The 23480-nt window shown below is 61.5% G+C and carries 17 protein-coding genes; 5 read left to right on the forward strand and 12 right to left on the reverse strand.

Features of this window, described 5'->3' with window-relative positions:
- Positions 1-469: 469 nt before the first annotated feature.
- Positions 470-1168, reverse strand: coding sequence for an alpha/beta fold hydrolase (locus tag I2H36_RS16970; protein ID WP_196265089.1), 699 nt, complete (start codon positions 1166-1168; stop codon positions 470-472).
- 185 nt (positions 1169-1353) lie between these two features.
- On the opposite strand from I2H36_RS16970, the gene I2H36_RS16975 reads away from it, so the two are divergent.
- Positions 1354-2838, forward strand: a complete 1485-nt coding sequence (locus I2H36_RS16975; protein ID WP_196265090.1) for a DEAD/DEAH box helicase — start codon at positions 1354-1356, stop codon at positions 2836-2838.
- On the opposite strand, the gene I2H36_RS16980 is transcribed toward I2H36_RS16975, so the two are convergent.
- Together I2H36_RS16980 and I2H36_RS16985 are read right to left on the reverse strand one after the other, a co-directional pair.
- Positions 2831-3226 (reverse strand): TfoX/Sxy family protein, encoded by a 396-nt coding sequence (locus I2H36_RS16980; RefSeq protein WP_196265091.1) that lies wholly within the window; start codon positions 3224-3226, stop codon positions 2831-2833. The two genes, I2H36_RS16975 and I2H36_RS16980, sit on opposite strands and share 8 nt — an antisense overlap.
- 3 nt (positions 3227-3229) lie before the next feature.
- On the reverse strand, positions 3230-3610 hold the full coding sequence (locus I2H36_RS16985) for a HesB/IscA family protein (RefSeq protein WP_196265092.1): 381 nt from the start codon (positions 3608-3610) through the stop codon (positions 3230-3232).
- 169 nt (positions 3611-3779) lie between these two features.
- On the opposite strand from I2H36_RS16985, the gene ybaL reads away from it, so the two are divergent.
- Positions 3780-5675, forward strand: a complete 1896-nt coding sequence (gene ybaL / locus I2H36_RS16990) for a YbaL family putative K(+) efflux transporter (RefSeq protein ID WP_196265093.1) — start codon at positions 3780-3782, stop codon at positions 5673-5675.
- On the opposite strand, the gene I2H36_RS16995 is transcribed toward ybaL, so the two are convergent.
- A complete protein-coding gene (locus I2H36_RS16995) occupies positions 5574-6794 on the reverse strand; it encodes an FAD-dependent oxidoreductase (protein ID WP_196265094.1) in 1221 nt (406 codons plus the stop codon). The genes ybaL and I2H36_RS16995 overlap by 102 nt on opposite strands.
- A 199-nt stretch (positions 6795-6993) precedes the next feature.
- Here I2H36_RS16995 and I2H36_RS17000 point away from each other — a divergent pair, with 199 nt between their 5' ends.
- Positions 6994-7758 carry an SDR family oxidoreductase gene (locus I2H36_RS17000; protein ID WP_196265095.1) on the forward strand — a complete coding sequence of 255 codons (765 nt, stop codon included), beginning with the start codon at positions 6994-6996 and terminating at the stop codon, positions 7756-7758.
- A gap of 119 nt (positions 7759-7877) precedes the next feature.
- Here I2H36_RS17000 and I2H36_RS17005 read toward each other — a convergent pair whose 3' ends face one another.
- From I2H36_RS17005 to I2H36_RS17030, 6 genes are all read right to left on the reverse strand, one after another.
- Positions 7878-8174, reverse strand: coding sequence for an SUF system Fe-S cluster assembly protein (locus I2H36_RS17005; RefSeq protein WP_246718876.1), 297 nt, complete (start codon positions 8172-8174; stop codon positions 7878-7880).
- Positions 8175-8259: 85 nt separating this feature from the next.
- Entirely contained in the window at positions 8260-9495 is a 1236-nt protein-coding gene (locus I2H36_RS17010; RefSeq protein ID WP_196265097.1) for a cysteine desulfurase, read from the reverse strand.
- 151 nt (positions 9496-9646) lie between these two features.
- On the reverse strand, positions 9647-10960 hold the full coding sequence (gene sufD / locus I2H36_RS17015) for a Fe-S cluster assembly protein SufD (protein ID WP_196265098.1): 1314 nt from the start codon (positions 10958-10960) through the stop codon (positions 9647-9649).
- A 1-nt stretch (position 10961) separates the two neighbouring features.
- Positions 10962-11714 (reverse strand): Fe-S cluster assembly ATPase SufC, encoded by a 753-nt coding sequence (gene sufC / locus I2H36_RS17020; protein ID WP_196265099.1) that lies wholly within the window; start codon positions 11712-11714, stop codon positions 10962-10964.
- A gap of 121 nt (positions 11715-11835) precedes the next feature.
- Complete coding sequence (gene sufB, locus I2H36_RS17025; RefSeq protein WP_196265100.1) at positions 11836-13308, reverse strand: Fe-S cluster assembly protein SufB; 1473 nt, start codon at positions 13306-13308, stop codon at positions 11836-11838.
- Between the two features lie 69 nt (positions 13309-13377).
- Positions 13378-14550: a cysteine desulfurase family protein gene (locus tag I2H36_RS17030; protein ID WP_196265163.1), complete on the reverse strand. Its 1173-nt coding sequence runs from the start codon at positions 14548-14550 to the stop codon at positions 13378-13380.
- Positions 14551-14784: 234 nt separating this feature from the next.
- Between I2H36_RS17030 and I2H36_RS17035 the strand changes: the two genes are divergently transcribed.
- A complete protein-coding gene (locus I2H36_RS17035; RefSeq protein WP_196265101.1) occupies positions 14785-15441 on the forward strand; it encodes an alpha/beta hydrolase in 657 nt (218 codons plus the stop codon).
- Positions 15442-15534: 93 nt separating this feature from the next.
- Here the strand turns inward: I2H36_RS17035 and I2H36_RS17040 are convergent, their stop codons facing one another.
- Positions 15535-18480 (reverse strand): M10 family metallopeptidase, encoded by a 2946-nt coding sequence (locus I2H36_RS17040; protein WP_196265102.1) that lies wholly within the window; start codon positions 18478-18480, stop codon positions 15535-15537.
- A 243-nt stretch (positions 18481-18723) separates the two neighbouring features.
- Between I2H36_RS17040 and tyrS the strand changes: the two genes are divergently transcribed.
- Positions 18724-19986, forward strand: coding sequence for a tyrosine--tRNA ligase (tyrS, locus tag I2H36_RS17045; RefSeq protein ID WP_196265103.1), 1263 nt, complete (start codon positions 18724-18726; stop codon positions 19984-19986).
- A gap of 4 nt (positions 19987-19990) precedes the next feature.
- Here tyrS and I2H36_RS17050 read toward each other — a convergent pair whose 3' ends face one another.
- Positions 19991-23443: a YhdP family protein gene (locus I2H36_RS17050; protein WP_196265104.1), complete on the reverse strand. Its 3453-nt coding sequence runs from the start codon at positions 23441-23443 to the stop codon at positions 19991-19993.
- Between the last annotated feature and the right edge of the window lie 37 nt (positions 23444-23480).

A 23480-nucleotide genomic window follows, 5' to 3' on the forward strand; every position in this document is an offset into this window, starting at 1 on the left:
GCCGAAGCCGGCGTTCACACCGACGTAGAAGCCGGTCCAGGTGAAGATCGGAGCAGCTGCAATGATCGGAGCCGGAGCGCGGCGAGAAGGAAGGTCAGCAGCGACAGCGCCGGTGGCGAGGCCGAGCAGAGCGACCGAAGAGAGGAGGATCTTTTTCATTGGTTTGGTCCATCTGTAGGAAGGATGTGGCCCAGCTTGTAACCCAGACCTGACGCTCCGTCTGTCACTTTCCTGCCACAGTCGAGATTTCGCCGACGCCTTCGCCGGTTTGTTTGCCGTCGTGCTTGTGGATCTCGCCCTAAGTAACCGGCATATGCGACCTAGTCCCGTCACAGTACCAGCTCAGAAATTTATTCTATGTCAATAACTTAACTCTGATCTTAACCGGCATTGCGATCTCAAAGATCAACAGTAACCAATCATTGACCATGATTGCGGAGAGCGCCGCAAGGAGCGTTCAGAACTATGGTTAATCCTTGTTCAGCCACAATCTGAGGGCCTGCGTAACCTGTTCGGGCTGCTCCAGGGTGGACAAGTGTCCCGACTCGGGCACGACAACCAGTGAAGCCCACTCGATCATCTCAGCCATTTCACGCGCGATCTCTGGCGGCGTGATCGCATCCCCCTCCCCGACGAGAACGATGGTTGGGATCTCGATACTCGGGAGATTCGGGCGCGAGTCGGCGCGTGCCATGATCGCCCGCTGCTGGCGGATATACGCGTCGACTCCCGTCTCCCGCATCATGCCGAGCACAACCTCCTGCAGTTCTCGATCGGCCTGACGCTCCGGATGGACGAGCCGCGGCCAGAGCTTCGAATGGATGTCCTCGAAGCGCCCGGCCTGCGCCAATGCGATCAGACGCTCGCGATCCTGGCTCGCTTCCACCGAGTCCGGGCGAGCGCTCGTGTCGAGCAGGGCCAGTCGTGCCACCCGCTCCGGTGCCTGACGCATGACCTCAAGAGCGATGTATCCGCCCATGGAGAGCCCGGCGACGGCAAAACGCTGTGGCGCCTCCTGCAGGAGCCGGGCCGCAATGGCCGGTATCGAATCATCTCGGGTGTGATCCGCAACCAGAATCGCGCGCTCCGACCCTAACGCGGCCATCTGCGGCTCGAAGAGGCGGGCAGTGCAGGCCAGACCGGGAATCAGAACGAGTGTTTCAGCCATCAAATGTTCCTTCGCCGCCCTCTGGCAACTTTCCTTGGATTGACAAGCTCATAGCTTCTCTTATGGTCCCGCCACTCCTTAACTTGAGCAAGAGCCTCAGGTGAAACCAGTTTCGCGCCTGTTTGTTGCCGTAGAGCGCGGCCGGCACTGAAGAGCGCGCCCAGCCCCAACGGTAATGAGAATTCATGTCCTTCGCCGAACTCGGACTTAGCGAGAAAGTTCAACAGGCCGTATCCAGCGCAGGCTATACGGAGCCGACACCGATCCAGGCTCAGGCCATCCCTCATGTGCTCGCCCGCCGGGACGTGCTGGGCATCGCCCAGACCGGCACAGGCAAGACAGCGGCCTTCACCCTGCCGATGCTGACGCTGCTGGAGACCGGCCGGGCCCGGGCCCGCATGCCGCGCACGCTCATCCTCGAGCCGACCCGCGAACTCGCCGCCCAGGTCGAAGACAATTTCGACAAGTACGGCATCAATCACAAGCTTTCCGTCGCCCTTCTGATCGGCGGCGTGTCCTTCGGCGACCAGGACGCCAAGATCACCCGCGGTGTCGATGTGCTGATCGCGACCCCAGGCCGCCTCCTCGACCATTTCGAGCGCGGCAAGCTTCTGCTCACGGGCGTCGAACTCCTGGTCATCGACGAGGCCGACCGCATGCTCGACATGGGTTTCATCCCCGATATCGAGCGCATCGTGAAGCTCGTGCCCTTCACCCGGCAGACCCTGTTCTTCTCAGCGACCATGCCGCCGGAGATTCAGCGCCTGGCGGACGCCTTCCTTCATAACCCGGTCAAGGTCGAGGTGGCCCGCGCCGCCTCGACGGCTTCGACGATCACCCAGCGCCTCGTGGCGACCGGCCGAGAGGATTTCGAGAAGCGCGAGACCCTGCGCGAGCTGATCCGTAACGCCACGGATTTGCAGAACGCCATCGTGTTCTGCAACCGCAAGCGCGACGTGGCGGTCCTTCACCGCTCCCTGCAGAAACACGGGTTCGCCGCAGCGGCGCTCCATGGCGACATGGATCAGCACGCCCGCATGGCGGCTCTGGACAGCTTCCGCACCGGGGAAATGCCCATCCTCGTCGCCAGCGACGTCGCGGCCCGCGGCTTGGATATTCCGGCCGTGAGCCATGTTTTCAACTACGACATCCCGCACCATGCCGAGGATTACGTGCATCGCATCGGTCGCACGGGCCGCGCCGGGCGTGCCGGCCAGTCCTTCACGCTGGTGGGTCCAGGAGATGAAAAGTCCCTCGCGGCAATCGAGAAACTGATCGGCCAGCCGGTCGAATGGCAGGGCCCGACACTCGCTGAGCGTCCGCAATCCGAGAGCTCGTCCCGCCGTCGCGGCGGACGTAGTGAGCGGGGCGAGGAACGGTCCCGCGGCCGCAAGGTCAAGGTGCGCTCTTCGGGACGCTCTCAAGAGCCTGCGGACGCGGCACGAGAAGAAGCTCCGGCCCCACGACTGGTTCCGCCTCAGGCTACGCGTGAGGAGCAGCCGAATCGCAGCCCGCGCCGCGAACGAGATCGGCCTGAACGCGCTAGAAGCTCAGATCAGGGGTATCAGGGCCGCTCGCGTCGGGAGGATGACGACGAGCGCATCGTCGGCCTCGGCGATCACGTTCCGGCCTTCCTGATGCGGCCGGTGACCGTCAAGAAGGTCAAGTAGCGGGCTCGGGGGCTTGCTTTCGGGACCTCGTTACCGGCTTTCTGGCTGAAGGCGCCTTGCCGCCTTTGCGAGCTTTGGCACGCTGGGCTGCAGTTCGGGCCATGGCCGCAAAGTCCCGAGCTTCATCAGGATCGTCAAGAGCGGACTCCGGCATGAGCCAAAAGCTCGTGATAGTTGTGCGACCATCCCGCGTCTCGAATGTAAACGGGCGGGAGCCTAGCTCCTGCAAGGCTTTGATGCCCTCCTCGTCTACTTTAAGGTACAGCTCGCCACAGCTCTCCATGGCAAACATCAGTTCGTCCCGGTAGATCCCTCTGCCGCCGAACATCCTGCGAATCTGAACAGGGCCGAAGCTACGGAAAATCTCACGAATGGCCTCGGCGTCCATATATCACTCCACAGATTGAAGGGCATTCGGCGTCGCGGGCGTGATGGCGACAGACTCGCCACAGCCGCAAGCCGAGGTCTGGTTCGGGTTGTTGAACACGAACTGGGATGACATCTTGGTGGTCTGGAAGTCCATTTCGGTGCCGAGCAGGAACAGGACCGCCTTCGGATCGATGAGCACCGTCACGCCCTTGTCCTCCACCACCTCGTCGAGAGGGTTGACGCTTTCCGCATATTCCATGGTGTAGGACATGCCGGCGCAGCCGCCGTTCTTCACCCCGACGCGAACGCCGACGATGGAACGGTCTGCCTTGCCGATGATATCCTTGACGCGGTTTGCCGCCGCGTCGGTCAAGCTAACGACCTTGAAGCCGGGTAGAGCCATAATTCTCTCCTGACAGCCGGGTTCAAGGCCCGGGCAGAACGAGTTCACATAATGACTAGATAAGGGGTCGAAGGCCAAACGTCGAGACCATTGAGGGTTGCCTGAACGGCCGAGGTCGACCATATCGGGATGAAGCCATCCCAAAAATCGACGGTCCGAAGGAGAGCAGATGCCGCATCACACGCCGCTGATTTCAACCATCGTTGTCGGCTTGGTTCTGGCATTTGTCTTTGGCGCTCTCGCGCATCGCTTCCGTCTTTCCCCTCTGATCGGCTACCTGCTCGCAGGCGTCCTGGTCGGTCCCTTCACCCCCGGCTATGTCGCCGACCAGGGACTGGCCAACCAGCTCGCCGAGATCGGCGTCATTCTGCTGATGTTCGGTGTCGGCCTGCATTTCTCGCTGAAGGATCTCCTCTCGGTCCGAGCGATCGCGATTCCCGGAGCGGTCGTCCAGATTACCAGCGCGACGGCTCTGGGCATGGGCCTCGCCTGGCTGATGGGCTGGAGCATCGACGGCGGCATCGTCTTCGGCCTGGCGCTCTCGGTCGCCAGTACGGTCGTGTTGCTCAGAGCCCTGCAGGAGCGCCGCCTCGTCGAGACCGAGCGGGGGCATATCGCCGTCGGCTGGTTGATCGTCGAGGATCTGGCCATGGTCCTCACCCTGGTGCTGCTGCCGGCCTTCGCGGAAGCCACCTCCGGGGGATCGGCCGATCTCGAATCCATCGTGATCTCCCTTGGCCTCACACTCGGCAAAGTCATTGCCTTCGTGGCCATCATGCTGATCATCGGTCGACGCGTCATCCCGTGGATCCTTCACTATGTGGCGCATACCGGCTCACGGGAACTCTTCCGCTTGGCCGTCCTGGCCATTGCCTTAGGCGCTGCTTTCGGCGCGGCCGAGCTATTCGGCGTCTCCTTCGCCCTTGGGGCCTTCTTTGCCGGCATGGTCTTGAGCGAGTCTGAACTCAGCCATCAGGCCGCTTCCGAGACCCTGCCACTGCGGGACGCCTTTGCGGTCCTGTTCTTCGTCTCGGTCGGCATGCTGTTCGACCCGATGATCCTGATCACCGATTTCGGTCCTGTGATTGCGACCGTCCTGATCATTGTCGTGGGTAAGTCGCTGGCGGCCTTCGCCATCGTACGGCTTTTCGGCCATCCAAACTCGACTGCGCTGACCATTGCCGCGAGCCTCGCCCAGATCGGCGAGTTCTCTTTTATCCTGGCAGGCTTAGGCCTCGGCCTTCAGATCCTGCCTGAGAAAGGGCACGACCTCATTCTTGCCGGCGCCATCCTGTCGATCCTGATCAACCCGTTCCTCTTTACGGTGCTCGACCGGTGGTTCGCAAAGCGAGAAACAATCCGAGCCCAAGCGAAGGCCGATGCTGTCGCGGCCGAGAAGGAAGCGATTGCAGCGCAGAAGGCGGCTACGGACGCAGCGCGCGAGCCGCTTCCTGTCACGTCTCTTACCGATCATGTGGTGCTCGTCGGCCACGGGCGGGTCGGCAAATATATCAGCTGCAAGATGGCGTCGATCGGCGCGCCCCTCCTCGTCATCGAGACCAACAAGGAGCAGGTTGTCGACATTCAGAAAGATGGCCGCGAGGTCATCGTCGGCAACGCGGCCGATCCCGAGGTGGCCGCGGCCGCCAATATCGGGAAGGCGCGCTGTCTCCTGGTCGCCATTCCCGATGCCTTCGAGAGCGGCCAGGTCGTCGAGCAGGCCCGCAGGATCAATCACGATTTGCCGATCATCGTTCGCGCCCACTCCTTCGCCCAGGAGGAGCATGTGATGAAGCATGGCGCGACCAGGATCGTGATGGGTGAGCAGGAGATTGCCCGCGCCATGTTCGCCGCCGTGCCCGACGCTCCCCGCACGCCGGTGCTGTCCTCGGTCGAGGAGGCCGATGACATCGTCGACGAGGATCATGACGGGACGGGGCCAGGCCACGACACAGCGGCATCGTCAGCGTACATGCTCCGGCCGAAAGCCGATGCCGACGAGGCGGGCGGGAATGCGCCGGAACAGGGGCTGTTGCGCCAGCCACCGAATGAGCCAGGGCGGTGAGACCGGCTGCGTGCTGTTGAGGAGTGGCGTGATCAGCCTGTTCTGAAGCAGCACCTGAAGCCTCTGGGTCATCCTCGTCGGCCACTCGCGTCGTTTCTGCACCAGGGCGAGTTGCTCAGCATCGACGGGGCCGTGCTTGAGCAGCGGACCGAGAATATTGGCGGTCGCCACCGCATCCTGGATTGCGAGATTGATGCCCACCCCACCTGCAGGCGACATGGCATGGGCCGCGTCGCCAATGCAGAGCAGCCCCGGCCGGTACCATTGCTTCAGTCGGTCGACGGCCACCGTCAGAAGCTTGATGTCATCCCAAGCCCCCAGTTCCTCCAGACGATCTCCCAGAAAGGGGGCTATCCGCGCGAGCTTTTGGTGGAAGGCAGGCAATCCTTCTTGCTTAATCCGTTCCAGCGATCCCTTGGCGATGAGGTAGGCGCATTGCCAGTAGTCACCCCGGTCGATCATCACCAGCATCTGACCGGCTTCGATGCGCCCGAGCAGCTGGCTCGGATCGCCGGGATGCTTTGATACCCGCATCCAAAGCACATCCATCGGCGCACCGACATCCAGCACCTCCAGACCCGCTTTCTCGCGTACCACGGAGCGCCGACCATCGGCAGCCACAAGGAGATCGGCTTTCACTTCCAGAAGTCCTTCAGGTGTGGAAACCCGTACACCCGTCACCCTGCCCTGCTCCTCGATCAGATCCGTTACCTCCGCCTGCATCCGAAGCTTGAAAGACGGGTACTCGCGGGCGTGATCGGCCAGGAAGTCGAGAAACTCCCATTGCGGCATGAAGGCGATGAACTTGCAGTGGGTCGGCAGATGCGAGAAATCGCCGAGCGTCAGCGGAACGCCGCCGACCACCAAGCTGACTGTCTGCGTCTGCTGATGCGGCCGGGCCAGGAACTCATCGAGCAGCCCAAGGTCATGCATGACCTCAAGGGTCGACGGGTGGATGGTATCGCCGCGAAAATCGCGCAGGAAATCCGCATGCTTTTCGAGGACCAGCACCTCGACGCCCTGCCGGGCGAGCAGAAGCCCCAGCATCATCCCGGCTGGCCCACCGCCAACGATACAGCAGCGGACCTGGAGGGTTTGAGGCGCTTGAGCTGTGTTCATCGGCTCCCTCGCGAGAATCCATAAATGTTCGGATGCAGGCCAGCCTACCGTCTTTTCTTCCTCAGCCAAACTCAATGAGGCGGGTGAAGGGAAACTATGCCCTTTCACAGAAATCGGGCGCAGAAAGCGGGTCGGAACCTAAGAGGGAATTTGAGATCCCAATCACGAGCCGCGTGCTCAATGAGGAAAGATCTCAGACATGACCATACTGAAGAACAAAACTGCCATAGTGACCGGCGCCAGCTCGGGCATCGGCTACGCGACAGCCCGACTGTTTGCGCGCGAGGGGGCCAACGTCATCGTCACCGCACGACGGCTGGATGCCCTCAACATGCTGGTCTCGGAGATCGAGGCGGAGGGCGGCCGGGCGGTCGCCCGTGCCGGCAACATCCAGGACGAGTCTCTGGCCCATGCGCTGGTCGAGACCGCGATCCGCCATTTCGGCGGCCTCGACATCGCCTTCAATAACGCCGGCATGAATGGTGAGATGGGGCCGACGCCGGGCGTCTCGCTTGCGGGATGGAACGAGGCTCTCGCGGTCAATCTCACGGCGGCCTTTCTGGGTGCCAAGTACCAGATCCCGGCCATGCTCGACCGCGGAGGCGGCTCCGTGATCTTCACCTCGACCTTCGTCGGCTACACGGCAGGATTCCCCGGGGCAGCCTCCTACGCTGCCAGCAAGTCGGGGCTGATCGGCCTCACCCAGTCTCTCGCCAGTGAATTCGGCCCACAGGGTGTCCGCGTCAACGCCTTACTGCCGGGCGGCACAGACACGCCTTTGGCCGAAGCCTGGATCAGCACACCCGAAGCAAAGGCGTTTATCGAGGGCCTCTACGCTCTGAAACGGCTCGCCAGGCCCGAGGAGATCGCCCGGTCGGCGCTTTACCTTGCCTCGGATGCGTCGAGCTTCACGACGGGAAGTGCGCTGCTCGTCGATGGAGGCGTGTCCATCAACCGGACGTAAATGCCCAGCTGTTATTCCGGGCTGCGCTCTGCGCTCCCGGAATAACAGCGGTGCCCGAAGCATCATGGCCGGGACAAGCCCGGCCATGATGCAAGAGAGTGATATTAGGGTCGAAGGCCTTACCACATGTCGAGCGCGACGCGCGCCTCGTCGGACATCCGGCTCTGGTCCCACGGCGGGTCGAAGACCATGTTGACCTTGACGCTCTGCACACCCTGAACGGTGGAGACGGCGTTTTCGACCCAGCCCGGCATCTCGCCGGCCACGGGGCAGCCCGGGGCTGTCAGGGTCATGTCGATGGCGACATTGCGGTCGTCATCGATGTCGACGCGGTAGATCAGGCCGAGTTCATAGATGTCGGACGGGATCTCGGGGTCGTAGACGGTCTTCAGGGCCGCGATGATGTCGTCCGTCATGCGGTCGAGCTCTTCCGGCGGGATCGCGGAGCCAGGGGACACCTGCAGCGCGTTGGATGGGGATTGATCGTTCACAGGTTCATCCTCAAGCAAACAGGGTTTCCGCCTTCTGCAGGGCATCCACCAATTTATCGACTTCTTGCATGGTGTTGTAGAGGCCAAAGGAGGCCCGGCAGGTCGAGGTCGCTCCGAAGCGCTCCAGCAGCGGCATGGCGCAATGGGTGCCGGCCCGCACGGCCACGCCCTGCCGATCAATGACGGTCGCTACGTCGTGGGCATGAGCGCCCTTCATCTCGAAGGCAATGATCGCGCCCTTGCCCTTGGCCTGGCCGATAATGCGCACCGAGTTCATGGCCCGCAGACGCTCATGGGCATAGGCCGAGAGCGCCGCTTCGTGGGCCTGAATGTTCTCCCGGCCGAGCTCCATCATAAAGCGGAGCGCCGCATTGAGGCCAATGGCCTCGATGATTGGCGGTGTGCCGGCCTCGAAACGGTGTGGTGGATCGTTGTATGTGATCGCGTCCTGGCGCACCTCGCGGATCATCTCGCCGCCGCCCGAATAGGGCGGCATCTTCTCCAGCCATTCGCGCTTGCCATAGAGAATACCAATGCCGGTCGGGCCATAGACCTTGTGGCCGGTGAAGACGTAGAAATCGGCATCGAGATCGCGCACGTCCACCTGGAGATGGACCGCGCCCTGCGCGCCATCAACCAACACCGGAACCCCATGAGCGTGGGCGATACGGATGATCTCCTTGATGGGAGTCACGGTGCCCAGCACGTTGGACATGTGGGTGATGGCGACGATCTTGGTACGGGGCGAGAACAGCTTCTCGAACTCCTCAACGAGGAAGTTGCCTTCGTCGTCCACCGGCGCCCACTTGATCACTGCCCCCTTCCGCTCCCTCAGGAAGTGCCAGGGCACGATGTTGGAATGGTGCTCCATAATGGAGAGGATGATCTCGTCGCCCTCGCCGATATTCATGCGCCCGCAGGAATCCGCCACGAGGTTATAGGCCTCGGTCGCAGATTTGGTGAAGACGATCTCGTCGGTCGACCCGGCATTGAGAAATTCCCGCACCGTCTCGCGAGCATGCTCGAAGCCTTCGGTCGCCACATTCGCCATGTGGTGCAGGCCGCGGTGAACGTTAGCGTAACCCGTCTGCATGGTGTTCACCATGGCGTCGATCACCGCGCGCGGCTTCTGGGCCGAGGCGGCGCTGTCGAGATAGACCAGCGGCTTGCCATAGACCTGCTGGCCTAGGATCGGAAACTCCGCCCGGACGGCTTCGATGTCGTATGGCTTCACTTGCATGTTCATCGCTGCCTCGTTCCCCTCCCCGTTGCGGGGAGGGGTCAGGGGTGGGGGGCGTGCAGGAGACGCTTAATGCAGTCTATTCTGCACGACCCCCACCCGACTTCCGTTCGCTGGCACTCACTCCAGCCGCCCTCCCGCAAGGGGGAGGGCAAAATCAGGTCCGCGCCTTCAACCAGCCCTCGACCGTCTCTATCAGAGCCTCTCGAGCAGCCTCGTTCTCGACGAACTCCAGCGCCTCACCCAGGAAGGCCTGAACCAGGAGCCTTTCGGCCTCCTTCTTCGGCAGGCCGCGGGCCATGAGGTAGAACAGGAGGTCCTCATCGAGCTGGCCGCAGGTGGCCCCGTGGGCGCATTGCACGTCGTCGGCGAAAATTTCAAGTTCCGGCTTGTTGTTCATCGAGCCACCCTCCTCCAGGAGGAGCGCTGCCGACATCATGCGGCCGTCGGTCTTCTGGGCATGATGCGGGACGATGATCTTGCCCTGGAAGACGCCGGTCGCCTCGTTGTCGATGACGGTCTTGAACAGCTCGCGGCTCTCGCAATGGGGAGCGGCATGCTCGACCACGAGGGTCGAGTCGGCGTGCTGCACGCCTTTCAGCATCGTCGCGCCGTTGACGCGCAGGTTCGTGTTCTCACCATCGAGAACGGCGAAGACCTGGTGCCGCGAAGTGGCCGAACCGGCCACCACGTTGATGCTGTTGAACAAAGCGTCCCCGCCGATCCTGGCGGCAAGCGTGGAGAGGGCCAGCGCCTTGTCGCCCTCGGCATTGATGCGGACATGCTGCACATTGGTGCGATCGCCTGCGATCATCTCGATCACGTCGTTGGGCTGGTGGTTTGCTCCATCGGTGCTTTCGTGTGTTTCAAGCAGGGTCACCGAAGCGCCCTCCTCCACGACCACGAGGATGCGGGTCGCGGTGGCGACCGCCGAAGCCGCAGATGTGACAAAGCGCAGGTGAACCGGCATCTCGACCGGTCCTGCGATCCGGATCATCACCCCGTCGGCCATGAAGGACGTGTTGAGTTGGTAGACCGGATTGTCGTTGGCCCACGGAACCGGACTCAGGCGGGCGAGCCAGTCATGGTTCTCGGCCAGAGCCTCGGCCAGCGGCACAATCTCGACATTCTCGGGCAGATTGTGGAAGTCCACTGCCTCGCGCACGAAGTGACCGTTCACGAACGGCACCTGCAGCGCCTTGACGCTCGCAAGGGCTTTTGCGCCTGCCAGGGCTGCCCTGGCCTCGTCCGCAGCGGGAACACCGGCGAACGGCGCGATCTCGCGCATCATGGCGCGCAGGTCGGTGTACTTGAACTCCTCGACCCGGCGGTGCGGGAGACCGCGCTGGGTGAATTGCTCGAAGGCCTGGGCACGCGACTCGGCCTGACCCGGCAGACTGGTCTTCGCGCTCTCGAAAGCCTGCGCCAGCGCGGTTTCCGCCGGCGTCTTCATGAGGGTGACGTCAGCCATGTTATGCGGCCTCGCTGTCCCGGTAATCGGCATAGCCGTTGGCCTCGAGCTCGAGCGCCAGTTCCTTGCCGCCCGTCTTCACGATGCGGCCGGACGACATGACATGCACCGTATCGGGCACGATGTAGTTCAGCAGCCGCTGGTAGTGAGTGATGACGAGGAAGGCGCGGTCGGACGACCGGAGCGCATTCACGCCCTCGGACACGATGCGAAGGGCGTCGATGTCGAGGCCGGAATCGGTCTCGTCCAGGATGCAGAAGGACGGCTGGAGCAGCGCCATCTGCAGGATCTCCATGCGCTTCTTCTCGCCGCCGGAGAAGCCGACGTTCAGGGCGCGCTTGAGCATGTCCTTCGGGATCTCGAGCTGGGTGGCGGCGGCGTTCACGCGCTTGATGAAGTCCGGCGTGGTCAGCTCTGCCTCCCCACGCGCCTTGCGCTGGGCATTCAGGGTAGCCTTCAGAAAGGTCATCGAGGCAACGCCAGGGATCTCCAGCGGGTACTGGAAGGCCAGGAACACGCCCGCGGCGGCGCGCTGATCCGGCTCCATCTCCAGCACGTTCTCACCGTTGAGGAGAATCTCGCCGTCGAGCACTTCGTAGTCCTCCTTGCCGGCGATTACATAGGACAGGGTCGACTTACCGGAGCCGTTCGGCCCCATGATGGCGGCGACCTCGCCCTTGTTCACGGTGAGGTTGAGGCCGTTGAGAATGCGCTTGTCCTCGATCTGGACAATGAGGTTCTTAATTTCGAGCATTGTTGAATTCCATTCGCGTCATCCCGGACGGCTGAAAGCCGATCCGGGATCGTTATCCGAGTTAAACTGGTTTCGCGATCCCGGCTCTTCGCTCCGCGACGTCCGGGATGACGTTTGTTCATTAACCGACCGAGCCTTCGAGCGAGATCGAGATCAGCTTCTGCGCCTCGACCGCGAATTCCATGGGCAAGTGCTGCAGCACGTCCTTCACGAAGCCGTTCACGATCAGCGCCGTCGCCTCCTCTTCCGAGAGGCCGCGCTGCTGGCAGTAGAACATCTGATCTTCGGAGATCTTCGATGTTGTCGCCTCGTGCTCGAACACGGCGGTGGCGTTCTTCGACTCGATGTAGGGCACCGTATGGGCGCCGCACTGGTTGCCGATGAGCAGCGAGTCGCAGTTCGTGAAGTTGCGCGCGCCGGTCGCCTTGCGGTGGGCTGAGACCAGACCCCGATAGGTGTTCTCGGAGCGGCCCGCCGCGATGCCCTTGGAGATGATACGACTCGTGGTGTTCTTGCCGAGATGGATCATCTTGGTGCCGGAATCCACCTGCTGCATGCCGTTGGATACCGCAATCGAGTAGAACTCGCCGCGGGAATTGTCGCCGCGCAGAATACACGACGGGTACTTCCACGTGATGGCAGAGCCGGTCTCGACCTGCGTCCAGGTGATCACCGAGTTCTTGCCCCGACAATCGCCGCGCTTGGTCACGAAGTTGTATATGCCGCCCTTGCCCTGAGCGTCGCCAGGGTACCAGTTCTGGACCGTGGAATACTTGATCTCGGCATCGTCGAGGGCGATCAGCTCGACCACGGCAGCATGAAGCTGGTTCTCATCGCGCTTGGGGGCCGTGCAGCCCTCGAGATACGACACATAGGAGCCCTTGTCGGCGATGATCAGGGTGCGCTCGAACTGGCCCGTGTTCTTCTCGTTGATGCGGAAGTAGGTGGACAGTTCCATCGGACAGCGGACGCCCGGCGGGATGTAGACGAATGACCCGTCCGTAAACACAGCCGAGTTCAGGGTGGCGAAGAAGTTGTCCGTCACCGGTACGACCGAGCCCATGTACTGGCGCACGAGGTCCGGATATTCACGGATCGCCTCGGAGATCGGCATGAAGATCACGCCGGCCTTGGCAAGTTCTTCCTTGAAGGTGGTGGCGACCGATACTGAGTCGAACACCGCGTCGACGGCGACCCGGCGCTGCGGCTCGACGCCGGCCAGGATCTCCTGCTCGCGCAGCGGAATGCCGAGCTTCTCATAAGTTTTGAGAATCTCAGGATCCACCTCGTCGAGGGACTTGGGCGCCTGGTTCTTCTTCGGTGCGGCATAGTAATAGATGTCGTTGTAGTCGATCTTGTCGTAGGACACGCGCGCCCAGGCCGGCTCCTTCATGGTGAGCCAGCGCTTGTAGGCGTCGAGGCGCCACTGGAGCATCCACTCGGGCTCGCCCTTCTTGGCCGAGATGAAGCGGATCACATCCTCGGAGAGGCCCTTAGGGGATTTCTCCATTTCGACTTCGGTCTCGAAGCCGTACTTATACTGATCGACGTCGATCAGACGGACCTGATCGATCGTTTCCTGCACTGCAGGCATCTGTCTCTCCCACCGCTCACGGCTTCAAGGACCGCGGGTTGATGACGTGGAATGCGAGAGCGAGGCCGTTCAGGCCGCACTCGCCTTCCGCTTATATAAGGTGCCGACAACCCTTTCGCACGCCTCCGCAAAGCGGATCACGTCCTCTTTCGTGGTCGACCACCCCAAACTCACGCGCAAAACGCCCTTAGAGAGGGCCGGCTCCACGCCCATGGCGTCGAGCACATGCGACCGCTTGACCTTTCCGGACGAGCAGGCCGAACCGGAAGACAGGGCAACCCCTGCCAGATCGAACGCGATCAATGCCGTTTCGGCCTTGAGGCCGGGTATGGCAAAGGCGAAGGTATTAGGCAACCGCTCAGCTTGCGCGCCCACAACAACCGCATCCGGCGCGATCCGGCGGACCAGAGCCTCTGCCTCGTCACGCAGGGTCCGAAGCCGTTCGGCCTCTCGCTCCAGCGCGCCTGAGGCTATCTCGGCCGCAGTTCCAAAGCCCGCGATGGCCGCCACATTCTCGGTGCCCGCCCTAAAACCCTTCTCCTGTCCACCGCCCCGGATCAGCCGCTCGGCGATCTCGAACTGGTCGGAAGCGAGAACCACCGCGCCGATTCCCTTCGGCCCGCCGATCTTGTGGGCCGAAAGCGTGAGCACATCGATGCCCAGTTCAGTCATGTCGACCGGTATCTTCCCGGCGGCCTGGACCGCATCGGTGTGGATCAAACCGCCATGCTCATGAACGAGACGGGCCGCCTCGGCCACGGGTTGGAGCACGCCAGTCTCATTGTTGGCCAACTGGACGGAGATCAGGACATGCTCGTCGCCAGCCTCCCGGAGGCGGGCTTCGAGCCAAGCCAGATCGAGGATTCCGTTGGAATCGACGGGGAGGATCTCGACAGCGTCTGAGGAGAACCTATGCCCGTTGAGCACGCAAGGGTGCTCGGCAGCGCCCAGGAGGAGCCGGGTGCATCCCGGCTTGCCGAGGCGCCGGAAGCCCGGTGTCAGAACGAGGTTGGCGGCCTCAGTGCCCCCGCTGGTGAAGACAACGTTTTTCGCTCTCGCGCCGACGAGGCGGGCCACCTGCTCCCGTGCCCTCTCGATCTCGGCCCGGGCGGCGCGGCCCTCGGCATGAACCGAGGAGGCATTTCCGGGAAGCTGAAAGGCGCGCAGCACGGCCTCGGCAACCTCCGGCCGCAGGGGCGATGTCGCGTTATGGTCGAGATATGTGCGCTGGCCTGCCGCCATAGCTGCCGTGAGCCTCACGAAATTCTTGCAATCGACCTGGGTTGCCGTGCTAAAGCACCGCAACCACATCTGTCCGATGTCTCGTCCGAGGGTGGAAGCCGCCCGGATAAAATGAAACATTGGAACAATTTAGAACTATTCTAAGGGTTCTTTTATGAGGATCCGCAGCCTGGAGTCAAGGCTGTCACGGGTTTTCCCTCTCCCAACGGGGAGGTGAGCAAGAGGTTCGCGTTCATGCCTGAAGTCATCTTTACGGGTCCTGCCGGTCGCATCGAAGGACGCTATCAGCCTGCCAAGGAAAAAGGCGCTCCCATCGCCATCATCCTGCACCCGCACCCGCAGTTCGGCGGGACGATGAACAATCAGATCGTCTACAACCTGTACTATGACTTCGCGAAGCGCGGCTTCTCGGTGCTGCGGTTCAACTTCCGCGGCGTCGGTCGCAGCCAGGGAGCCTTCGACCACGGCCAGGGCGAACTGTCCGACGCAGCAGCTGCCCTCGATTGGGCCCAGGCCATGAACCCGGACGCCCGCGCGTGCTGGATCGCCGGTGTGTCCTTCGGTGCCTGGATCGGCATGCAGCTCCTCATGCGCCGTCCGGAGATCGAAGGCTTCATCTCGATCGCCGCCATGGCGAACCGCTACGACTTCTCGTTTCTCGCCCCCTGCCCGTCCTCGGGCCTTTTCGTTCACGGCTCGGAAGACCGCGTCGCTCCGGTCAAGGACGTAGTCAGCGTCATCGAGAAGGTGAAGACCCAGAAGGGCGTGAAGCTCGAACACGCGGTCATCGAGGGCGCCAACCACTTCTTCGACGGCCGGGTCGATGAACTGATGGTGTCCGTCGACGAATATCTCGACAAGCGGCTCGGCACGGCAGAAGTAGCTGCTTAGGAGCCTCTAACTTTTCACAAGAAAAAGGGCGCCGACATTCGATCTGTCAGCGCCCCTTTTGTTTGACCCAGATTTCAGAAGTTGCTGCTGACCTTACACGAGCAGGAAGTTCAAGTGTGTCAGTGCCATGTTTCTCGAGATATCGGCAAACTTGATTTGGACCCCATTTCCCACACCATCTGCATCGTAGAACAGCTCACCGGTCGCGCTGTTGTAGATGATCTGGCTGTATTGCGTAGTCGCACGGCTTCCGATGCTGAAGTTCCACTCCACGAGACCGCCCGAGTTGTACGAACCGAGGCCAGCAAACACTCGGCCATCCAACTCGATCTTGTCCTCTGAGACACTGAAATCTACGATCATATCGACATTGGACGGGCCAAGTGCCGTGTCGAACCGGAAGCGATCCGCACCGGCAGCACCAATGAGATAGTCGGAACCAGTACCACCAGAAAGCGTATCGCCGCCTTCACCTCCGTGGATATGATCGTTGCCGCCACGGCCCTGCAACAGGTCAGTTCCCTCGAGACCTGAGAGTGCGTTGCCGCTCTCGTCACCTTTCAGTGCATCGCCGAAAGTCGAACCCTGAAGGGCGTGGATAGACTCAAAATAATCGCCAGCCGCTTCTCCGGTATTGGCACCGCGATTAGCAAGATCTACGGTCACGCCCGAGTTGGCATCGATGTACGAGGCCCAGTCGAAACCGCCGCCGCCCACGAGTGTATCGGCTCCGACACCACCGTTGAGGATGTCATCGCTGCCACCGCCATTCAGATAATCGTTGCCACCACGGCCATGCAAAACGTCGGTGCCATCAAGGCCGGATAGCGCATTGCCGTTGCCATCGCCTGCGAGTGAATCGCCATAGTTCGAACCCTGCAGCGCTTCGATCTCGATAAAGCCGTCGCCTGCAGCCTCACCGGAGTTGACACCCCAATTAACTAGATCCACGCGCACACCGGAGGTCGCTTCAGCGTATGATGCCCAATCAAATCCTTCTCCGCCCACCAGCACGTCGGCACCCAGGCCGCCACGCAAAATGTCGTCCGAACCCAAACCATAAAGAATGTTGTTCTTGGCATCGCCGGTTAGGATATCGGTAGACGCGGTGCCAGCGACATTCTCGATGCCGTCATAAGTATCGCCCACAGCCTCACCAGAATTAAACTGAGGCTTCGCAAGATTGACCGTTACACCCTGGCCATTGACAGAGTTGTAAGCCACCATGTCGCCGAGACCCGCGCCACCGATCAGAAGGTCGGCACCGGCGCCACCATTGAGAATATCGTCACCCTCGCCACCTTCCAAGGTATCGTTACCGGCACGACCGGTGAGGATGTCATTTCCGCCGAGGCCGGCTAACGCATTGCCTAGAGAGCTGGAATCTCCAGCTAAGTGATCCGCATGGTTCGAGCCCTGCAATCCGCGGATCTCGATATAGGTATCGCCTGCAGCTTCACCTGTGTTCAACGCGTTGTTCGCAAGGTCGGCTACCACGCCGGAAGTTGCTTCCATGTACGACGCCCAGTTGAAGCCTTCTCCGCCCACCAGAACGTCGGCACCTAGCCCTCCGCGCAGGACGTCATCGGAGCCGAGGCCGTAAAGAATGTTGTTCTTGGTGTCGCCAATCAGCACATCCCCAAAAGCCGTGCCGGCCACGTTCTCAATGCCGTTGTAGGTGTCGCCCGCAGCCTCGCCCGTGTTGAATTGCGGGTTGGCCAGATTGACTGTGATGCCTTGCCCATTCGTTGAGCCATAAGCCACCATGTCGCCGAGACCGGCGCCGCCGTTCAAGCGGTCAGCGCCAGATCCGCTATAGAGAATGTCATCGCCAGCACCACCATCAAGGGTATCGTTGCCGGCACCACCGGTCAGGATGTCATCTCCATTCCGTCCTTCAAGAATATTGGCAGCCTGATTGCCCAGAATTTTATCATTGCCGGTTCCGCCAATAGCATTTTCGATCAGAGAGCGAGTATCGCCATTGTAAAGGAACGGATTGTAAACATTCCCCTTAACCGTTGCGCCGGAAGAGTTCTTCTTTGCCAGTTGCTCATCGGAAAAGCGTGAAGATCCACCAGGCGTGAGATCAATCAATGCATTACCGCTGTACTTCGACATATCGTAGGTGTCGATGCCGCCGCCATCCCAGAGCGTCAGGAAGATGAAACCGCCGGAGGCCTCCCCGAGACTCACCCCATTGACGTAGGTCTCACCCGAATCCGGACGCCAGCTGTAAATCGTATTGCCGCTATTCGTGGTGAAATCAGCGCCGTACATGGCCTGCAAGGCAGCAATGTCATACTGCATGAAAGACTGCGGGCGATTTGTCGTCTCATTGTATGACATCACCGTGTACTCGGTGGTGTCGCGAGCCTCCGACATCCTGGGAATTCCGTCCGCATGGTCGTGGCTATGCTTCATACCGAGCGCATGCCCTAATTCATGCATGGCCAGAAAATAGGAGTGGCTTCCCTTTTTGTAGTTTACCGAATCTCCGGTAGTCAGCCATGTATCGCCACTGTAGACGGGAACACCCGGATAATAGCCGTGGCTACGTGTAATGACATTCCCAGGGTCGAAGCCTGCGATTTGGATCTTGGCATTACCGCGGCCTGAATAGACAATTCCAGTATTTACATATCCGGCAACAACCACATCCATGATGTTCCGGATGCCGTTTTCAGCCTGGACAGACAGGCGCTCGAACCCGTCCGCACTCGGATTGATGAGTTCATAGTCAGACCGGTGATCCGGCATCGAGTAGGTAATCGTCGATCCGCTCCACTTGGAGCCTGCCATCAGGGCGTTGACATCATTATCGGCGTGCTTCGGTAGAAAATATTGAACGCTTCCGAAAGACCATGAAGGGAAGACCGTTCCCATGGCTGCAAAAAATTTTAATGGAAGGCCCGAAACATTGTCGCTTAGCCAGTTCCAAGCGGAATCGATCTGATCGCCAAACCAGTCCCCAATATCTTCTACCTTGTCGACAACCCACTGACCAGCGGATCTAAAGGCATCTGAAACCCAGGACATAGAAGCACCTTAATTTAATAATGTTACATTAACATAATCTATGGCCCAGCTTTGTCAACGTCGCCCCTTTTGTCTAGGAACATAATCTTACTAATGAGGCAAGTTTGCCTGCTAGTTCGGCTTACTGACAAGCTCTTGAAGGAAGATACACTTGCCGGATCTCTGATGAAACTGAGTGAAATCCCGCTACGAAGCTGCTAGAGGGTCGCCCTATCCGAGGTCAAGACAGACGAGAGAGACGCGATGAACGCGCCGAAATCCGATTTTCTGAAGGTGCTCACCGAGCGGGGCTTCATTCACCAGACCTCGGATTTTGAGGGGGTTGATACCGCTGCCCTCGAGAGCCGACTGATGACCTATGTCGGGTATGATTGCACGGGCCCGTCGCTACATGTCGGGCATCTTCTGTCCATCATGATGCTGCACTGGCTTCAGAAGACCGGGGCCGGAAAGCCCATCACCCTCATGGGTGGCGGCACGACCCGGGTGGGCGATCCCTCGGGCAAGGATGAAAGCCGCAAGCTTCTGACCGTCGAGCAGATCGAGGCCAACAAGGACAGCATCAAGACGGCTTTCTCGCGCTTCATCCGCTTCGGCGACAGCAAAACCGATGCCACGATGGTCGACAATGCCGAGTGGCTGACCAAGCTCAATTACATCGAGTTTCTGCGCGACGTGGGCCGACACTTTTCGGTCAACCGCATGCTGTCCTTCGACAGCGTGAAGTTGCGCCTCGACCGGGAGCACGAGCTTTCGTTCCTGGAATTCAACTACATGATCCTCCAGGCCTACGACTTCGTGGAGCTGAACAAGCGCTACGGCTGCATCCTGCAGATGGGCGGCTCGGACCAGTGGGGCAATATCGTCAACGGCATCGATCTCGGCCGCCGCCTCGGCACACCGCAACTCTACGCCGTGACCTGCCCTCTCCTGACGACCGCGTCCGGCGCCAAGATGGGCAAGACGGCCTCCGGGGCAGTGTGGCTCAACGCGGACATGCTGAGCCCGTACGATTACTGGCAGTTCTGGCGCAACACCGAGGATGCGGATGTGGGTCGCTTCCTCAAGCTCTTCACCATCCTGACTATGGACGAGATCGCCAGACTGGAGGCTCTTCAAGGCGCCGATATCAACGAGGCGAAGAAGGTTCTCGCAACGGAAGCAACTGCCCTCCTCCATGGTCGCGAGGCGGCAGATTTGGCAGCGGAAACCGCCCGCAAGACCTTCGAGCAGGGTGCGCTGGCGGAAAGCCTGCCGACCGTCGAAATTCCGTCCAATGTGCTCGAAGGCGGGCTTGGCGTGCTGGCGGCCTTCGGACCTGACTACGCCAAGCTGGTGCCGTCATCGAGCGAAGCCCGCCGGCAGGTCAAAAGCGGCGGTCTCAGGGTAAACGATCAAGCCGTGTCGGATGAGCGCGGCACCCTGAGCTTGTCGGACGTCACGGCCGAGGGCGTGATCAAATTGTCCTTCGGTAAAAAGAAGCACGTGCTCCTGCGCGCTGTATAAGTCCTTATCGGTCAGAAGTCGCCGGCAGTGACCCTGTCTGCGGCGCCTGCTCGGCTCCTACGCCAAACAGCTTGCGCAGGAAGCCGGGCGCCACCGCCGAGAGCGGGTTGACCGACAGGGACGGCGCGCTCGCCTGCCCGTTCAGGCGGAAATTGACTGCAAACAGCCCTTCATTCTGCCCGCCGCCCAGCAGCGGCCCGAACAGCGGCACCTGGGCGAACACGTTGTTGAGCCCGTAGGCCGGCACGAAGGTTCCCGATACGTCGAGACGGTCGCGGGCATAGTCGATGAAGCCGCCAAGGGTGAATCCGATCTGGTTGCCCCAGATCGCCGCATCCTTGAAATCGAGGCGCCCGGCACCGCGGGAGAACTCGAGCCGCGCCTTTGTGAACTGGACCTCGTTTACATCCACACGGACCAATTGCGGCTTGCCGGCCTGATCGCGCCCCGCCACGACCTGGGTCTGGGTCGGGATGATGCGGCGCAGGGCCGGCTCGTTGACCAGCGCGAAGGAATGCATGATCACATGCCCGGCCTGCGGTTCATCCCCGGTGGAGAGCTGAAGGATGAGATTGCCGCGCGACATGCGCTTGTAAATGTCCGTGAAGCGCAGGAGTGCGCCCGCATCTTCCGCCTGGATGATCACCACCGGGCTGCCGCCGCTCTGGGGAATGGTGCGGCCAAGAATGTCGGTTGCCCCAAGCCGCCCCTTTAGATCGAGCTGGCGCAGGCTGTCCTTGCGCATGGACGCCTTGACGGAGGCGTTGGTGATCGCCTCCTCGTTGAAGCCGGTCAGGATGTTGAGGTTGAGATCGAGATCGAAATCCTTGATGTCCTTACTCGCCGCCCCGCTGCGCCCGGCTGACGGGGCTGTTCCTCCGCCTTTCACAAAAGGCCGCGCATCGCCCACATTGCCCCGGATCGTGACCTTGTAGACCCCGTTGGCACGCTCGATCTGAGCGCGCATGTCGTCGCCGGGCGAAAGCTTGAAGGTCGAGAGCTCCGCCTTGTCCAGGCTACCCTCATCAGTGAGCGTGGCATGGCCCCGCAGCTGGACATTGCCGCTGTCGAGCTGCAGATCGCGGATCTCGCTCGTCGGTCCCTCGACCATGGTGAAGGTGAGCTTGCCCGGCCTGCCGACCGGCTTCACCCAACCGGGAACGAGCTGATCGACGCCGGCTTTGGCCAAGTCCGCTTCGACATTGATGACGGACGGCGCATTCTCGCCCAGAGGCAGGCTAGCCTTCAGGCCCACGGTCCCGGTCAGCTGAGAGCCGAAGGACAACCCGCGCCGGCTGCGTGCGGCCTCGTCCAGGGCGAAGGCCACGCTCGCCTGCCCGCCCTGCCGGCTTTTCTGGAGGTCGATGGCGGCCGCGCTGCCGGCGAGTTTACCGTTACCTTTGACGGACAGATCGCCCCGGTCATACGCGATGGTCAGGTCGGCGCCTTCCAGGCGATCCTTCCCGAAGAAGCCATCAACGCCGAAGTCGCTGACCGTTCCACCGACCTTCAGAGGCAGGTCGATGAATTGGGGAATGTCATTGATGGGTAGGCCGATTCCGACTCGCAGATCCGTCTTGCCCTTCATGGTAGCCGGATCGATGTTGAAGCCCGCAATCTGCTTGATCCGCGGCTCCAGCAGAAGCGCCCCGAGGCCGTCGGCTCCCCCCGTAAGGCGGAAGTCGATGCGCGCCACTCCGTTGTCGTCCCAGTAATTGTCCAGGACAAAGGCGCCCTCGGAGGCCGACAGGGATCGATTGTTCGCCATCTGAACGAGCCCGGTCGGCGCGCGAACGTGCACCTTCATTCCGGTGACATGTCCCGTCGCGTTCATGCCGGAGATCGGCGGGATGCCCTCATCGACCTTCAAGGTGCCGTTGGAAACCGCGAAGTCGATCTTGAGGGATTCGTCAGGGGTCGGACCGCCGTTCAGAGCCTTCTCGATGTCGGCGCCGGTCATGGCGACCTTGAGATCGATGGACTCGAGCATCCCGGCCTTTAGATGGGACACCAGATACCGCCGGACCGCCGGAGCCACGGCTTCCGGCCAAATTCGCAGGGCGGAGCGAACCTCTGTTTTCTCGGCGCGCACATCGAGCCTCAGCCCCTTCGGGTCGGCATTGGCCGCCAGGAGACCGCTGATGCGGGCGGAAAGATCCGGACCTTTGAGCGTAATGCCGTTGATCCTGACACCGTCGTGCCCGGAAAGATCTGCCGCGAACTCGCTGACCCGCAGGGGCCGGTCCCCTTCGGCAGCTCCTGACCAGGTGATGTCCCGCCCCCCCAGGCTCAGGCGCCAAGGGTTATGTCCATCCGCGGCCAACAGGCGGCCCTGCAGACGCAGATTTGTATCTACGCCTTTTGCCTCGATGCGCTGGAGCTCGAGCGCTTTCGCAGGCTCGTCCCAATGGGCCTCGATGACAGCCTTCTCGACCGGGAACGGAGAGGTGTCCGGGTCCTGGATCTGGATCGTGCCAGGGCTGCTTTCCAACCGCGTTTTTAGCTCCGTTACGCGCCCCTCTGCAAAGGCCAGGTCAAAGCGGCCCGAAAACTCGAGATCCGTGGTCGCCGGGACTTCGGAGGCGCCGGAGAGCAGGAGAATGTCCGTGATGGGCGCCCGCTCGGCCACGACGCTGGCCCGGTAAGCGTCCTTGCCTTCCACCCTGGCGTCGCCGTTCAGCTGCCAGGGTCCTTGCGGCCCTTCGACCGTTGCAGCGAACTGCCGACCGCCGTTCTCTGTCCAGTCGAAGGCGGCATCGACACGCTGAAATCTCGCCCGCTCACGACCGTCCGCATCGATGAAGACCAAGCGCGCATTGGTCAACTGGGCCTGGTTGAGCGAATTCAGAACGCTTCCGGGACCGACGATGAGTTCGAGCAGCGATCCGACAGCTCCGGAGACGGGAGAAGGCCCGTTCACGTCGCGGGCCATTGAAGCGGCCGCTTCCTTGGAGGGCTCCGGTGTGGCAGGGCCGGGCTGGGCTCCCTCCTCGTCAGCCCCTTGCACGGGCGAGAAGGAGAGCGAGCCGTCGCGGTTAACCCGGACCCGCAATTGCAGGTCACGAACCTCGATGGCTTTGGGCTGGAGATTAGCCGTCAGGAGCGAGGTCATATCCGCGCTCAGGATGGCATAGGGCGCCCGGAGAACGAGATCGCCGCCAGGGGCGCGGATATCGAGGCCATTCGCTCGAAGCGCCGGGGAACCGTCATGCAGCTCGATCGCCGTATTACGTAGCGTTACTGTCCAGCCAGGCCCGATCCGTGACGCCAGCGCCTCCGCGACCCGCTCGGGCAGACGGCCGAAGCTCATGGGGGCAGCGGACAGGCGCAGGTAGAGAAGCCCGAAGGCAGCGGTCAGGAAGACGATCAACCCAAGCTTCACATAGAGAGTGCCACGCACCACGCGCCGAAGGAGGCTTCGCTTGACCGGGTCTCGCCGGGACAACGTGTTACGCAAGGGCAGCTTCATTCCTGTGACGTTTGGCAATCCGGTT

It is taken from the genome of Microvirga terrestris (genome assembly GCF_015694425.1).
In the GTDB taxonomy this organism is placed as follows: domain Bacteria; phylum Pseudomonadota; class Alphaproteobacteria; order Rhizobiales; family Beijerinckiaceae; genus Microvirga; species Microvirga terrestris.

Coding starts and splice junctions, on each gene's coding strand:
- I2H36_RS17035 (WP_196265101.1), top strand. CDS start 14,785: ATGCCTGAAGTCATCTTTACGGGTCCTGCCGGTCGCATCGAAGGACGC.
- I2H36_RS16975 (WP_196265090.1), top strand. CDS start 1,354: ATGTCCTTCGCCGAACTCGGACTTAGCGAGAAAGTTCAACAGGCCGTA.
- sufD (WP_196265098.1), bottom strand. CDS start 10,960: ATGGCTGACGTCACCCTCATGAAGACGCCGGCGGAAACCGCGCTGGCG.
- ybaL (WP_196265093.1), top strand. CDS start 3,780: ATGCCGCATCACACGCCGCTGATTTCAACCATCGTTGTCGGCTTGGTT.
- I2H36_RS16980 (WP_196265091.1), bottom strand. CDS start 3,226: ATGGACGCCGAGGCCATTCGTGAGATTTTCCGTAGCTTCGGCCCTGTT.
- I2H36_RS17030 (WP_196265163.1), bottom strand. CDS start 14,550: ATGGCGGCAGGCCAGCGCACATATCTCGACCATAACGCGACATCGCCC.
- I2H36_RS17005 (WP_246718876.1), bottom strand. CDS start 8,174: ATGACGGACGACATCATCGCGGCCCTGAAGACCGTCTACGACCCCGAG.
- sufC (WP_196265099.1), bottom strand. CDS start 11,714: ATGCTCGAAATTAAGAACCTCATTGTCCAGATCGAGGACAAGCGCATT.
- I2H36_RS17040 (WP_196265102.1), bottom strand. CDS start 18,480: ATGTCCTGGGTTTCAGATGCCTTTAGATCCGCTGGTCAGTGGGTTGTC.
- I2H36_RS16970 (WP_196265089.1), bottom strand. CDS start 1,168: ATGGCTGAAACACTCGTTCTGATTCCCGGTCTGGCCTGCACTGCCCGC.
- I2H36_RS16995 (WP_196265094.1), bottom strand. CDS start 6,794: ATGAACACAGCTCAAGCGCCTCAAACCCTCCAGGTCCGCTGCTGTATC.
- I2H36_RS16985 (WP_196265092.1), bottom strand. CDS start 3,610: ATGGCTCTACCCGGCTTCAAGGTCGTTAGCTTGACCGACGCGGCGGCA.
- sufB (WP_196265100.1), bottom strand. CDS start 13,308: ATGCCTGCAGTGCAGGAAACGATCGATCAGGTCCGTCTGATCGACGTC.
- I2H36_RS17000 (WP_196265095.1), top strand. CDS start 6,994: ATGACCATACTGAAGAACAAAACTGCCATAGTGACCGGCGCCAGCTCG.
- tyrS (WP_196265103.1), top strand. CDS start 18,724: ATGAACGCGCCGAAATCCGATTTTCTGAAGGTGCTCACCGAGCGGGGC.
- I2H36_RS17010 (WP_196265097.1), bottom strand. CDS start 9,495: ATGAACATGCAAGTGAAGCCATACGACATCGAAGCCGTCCGGGCGGAG.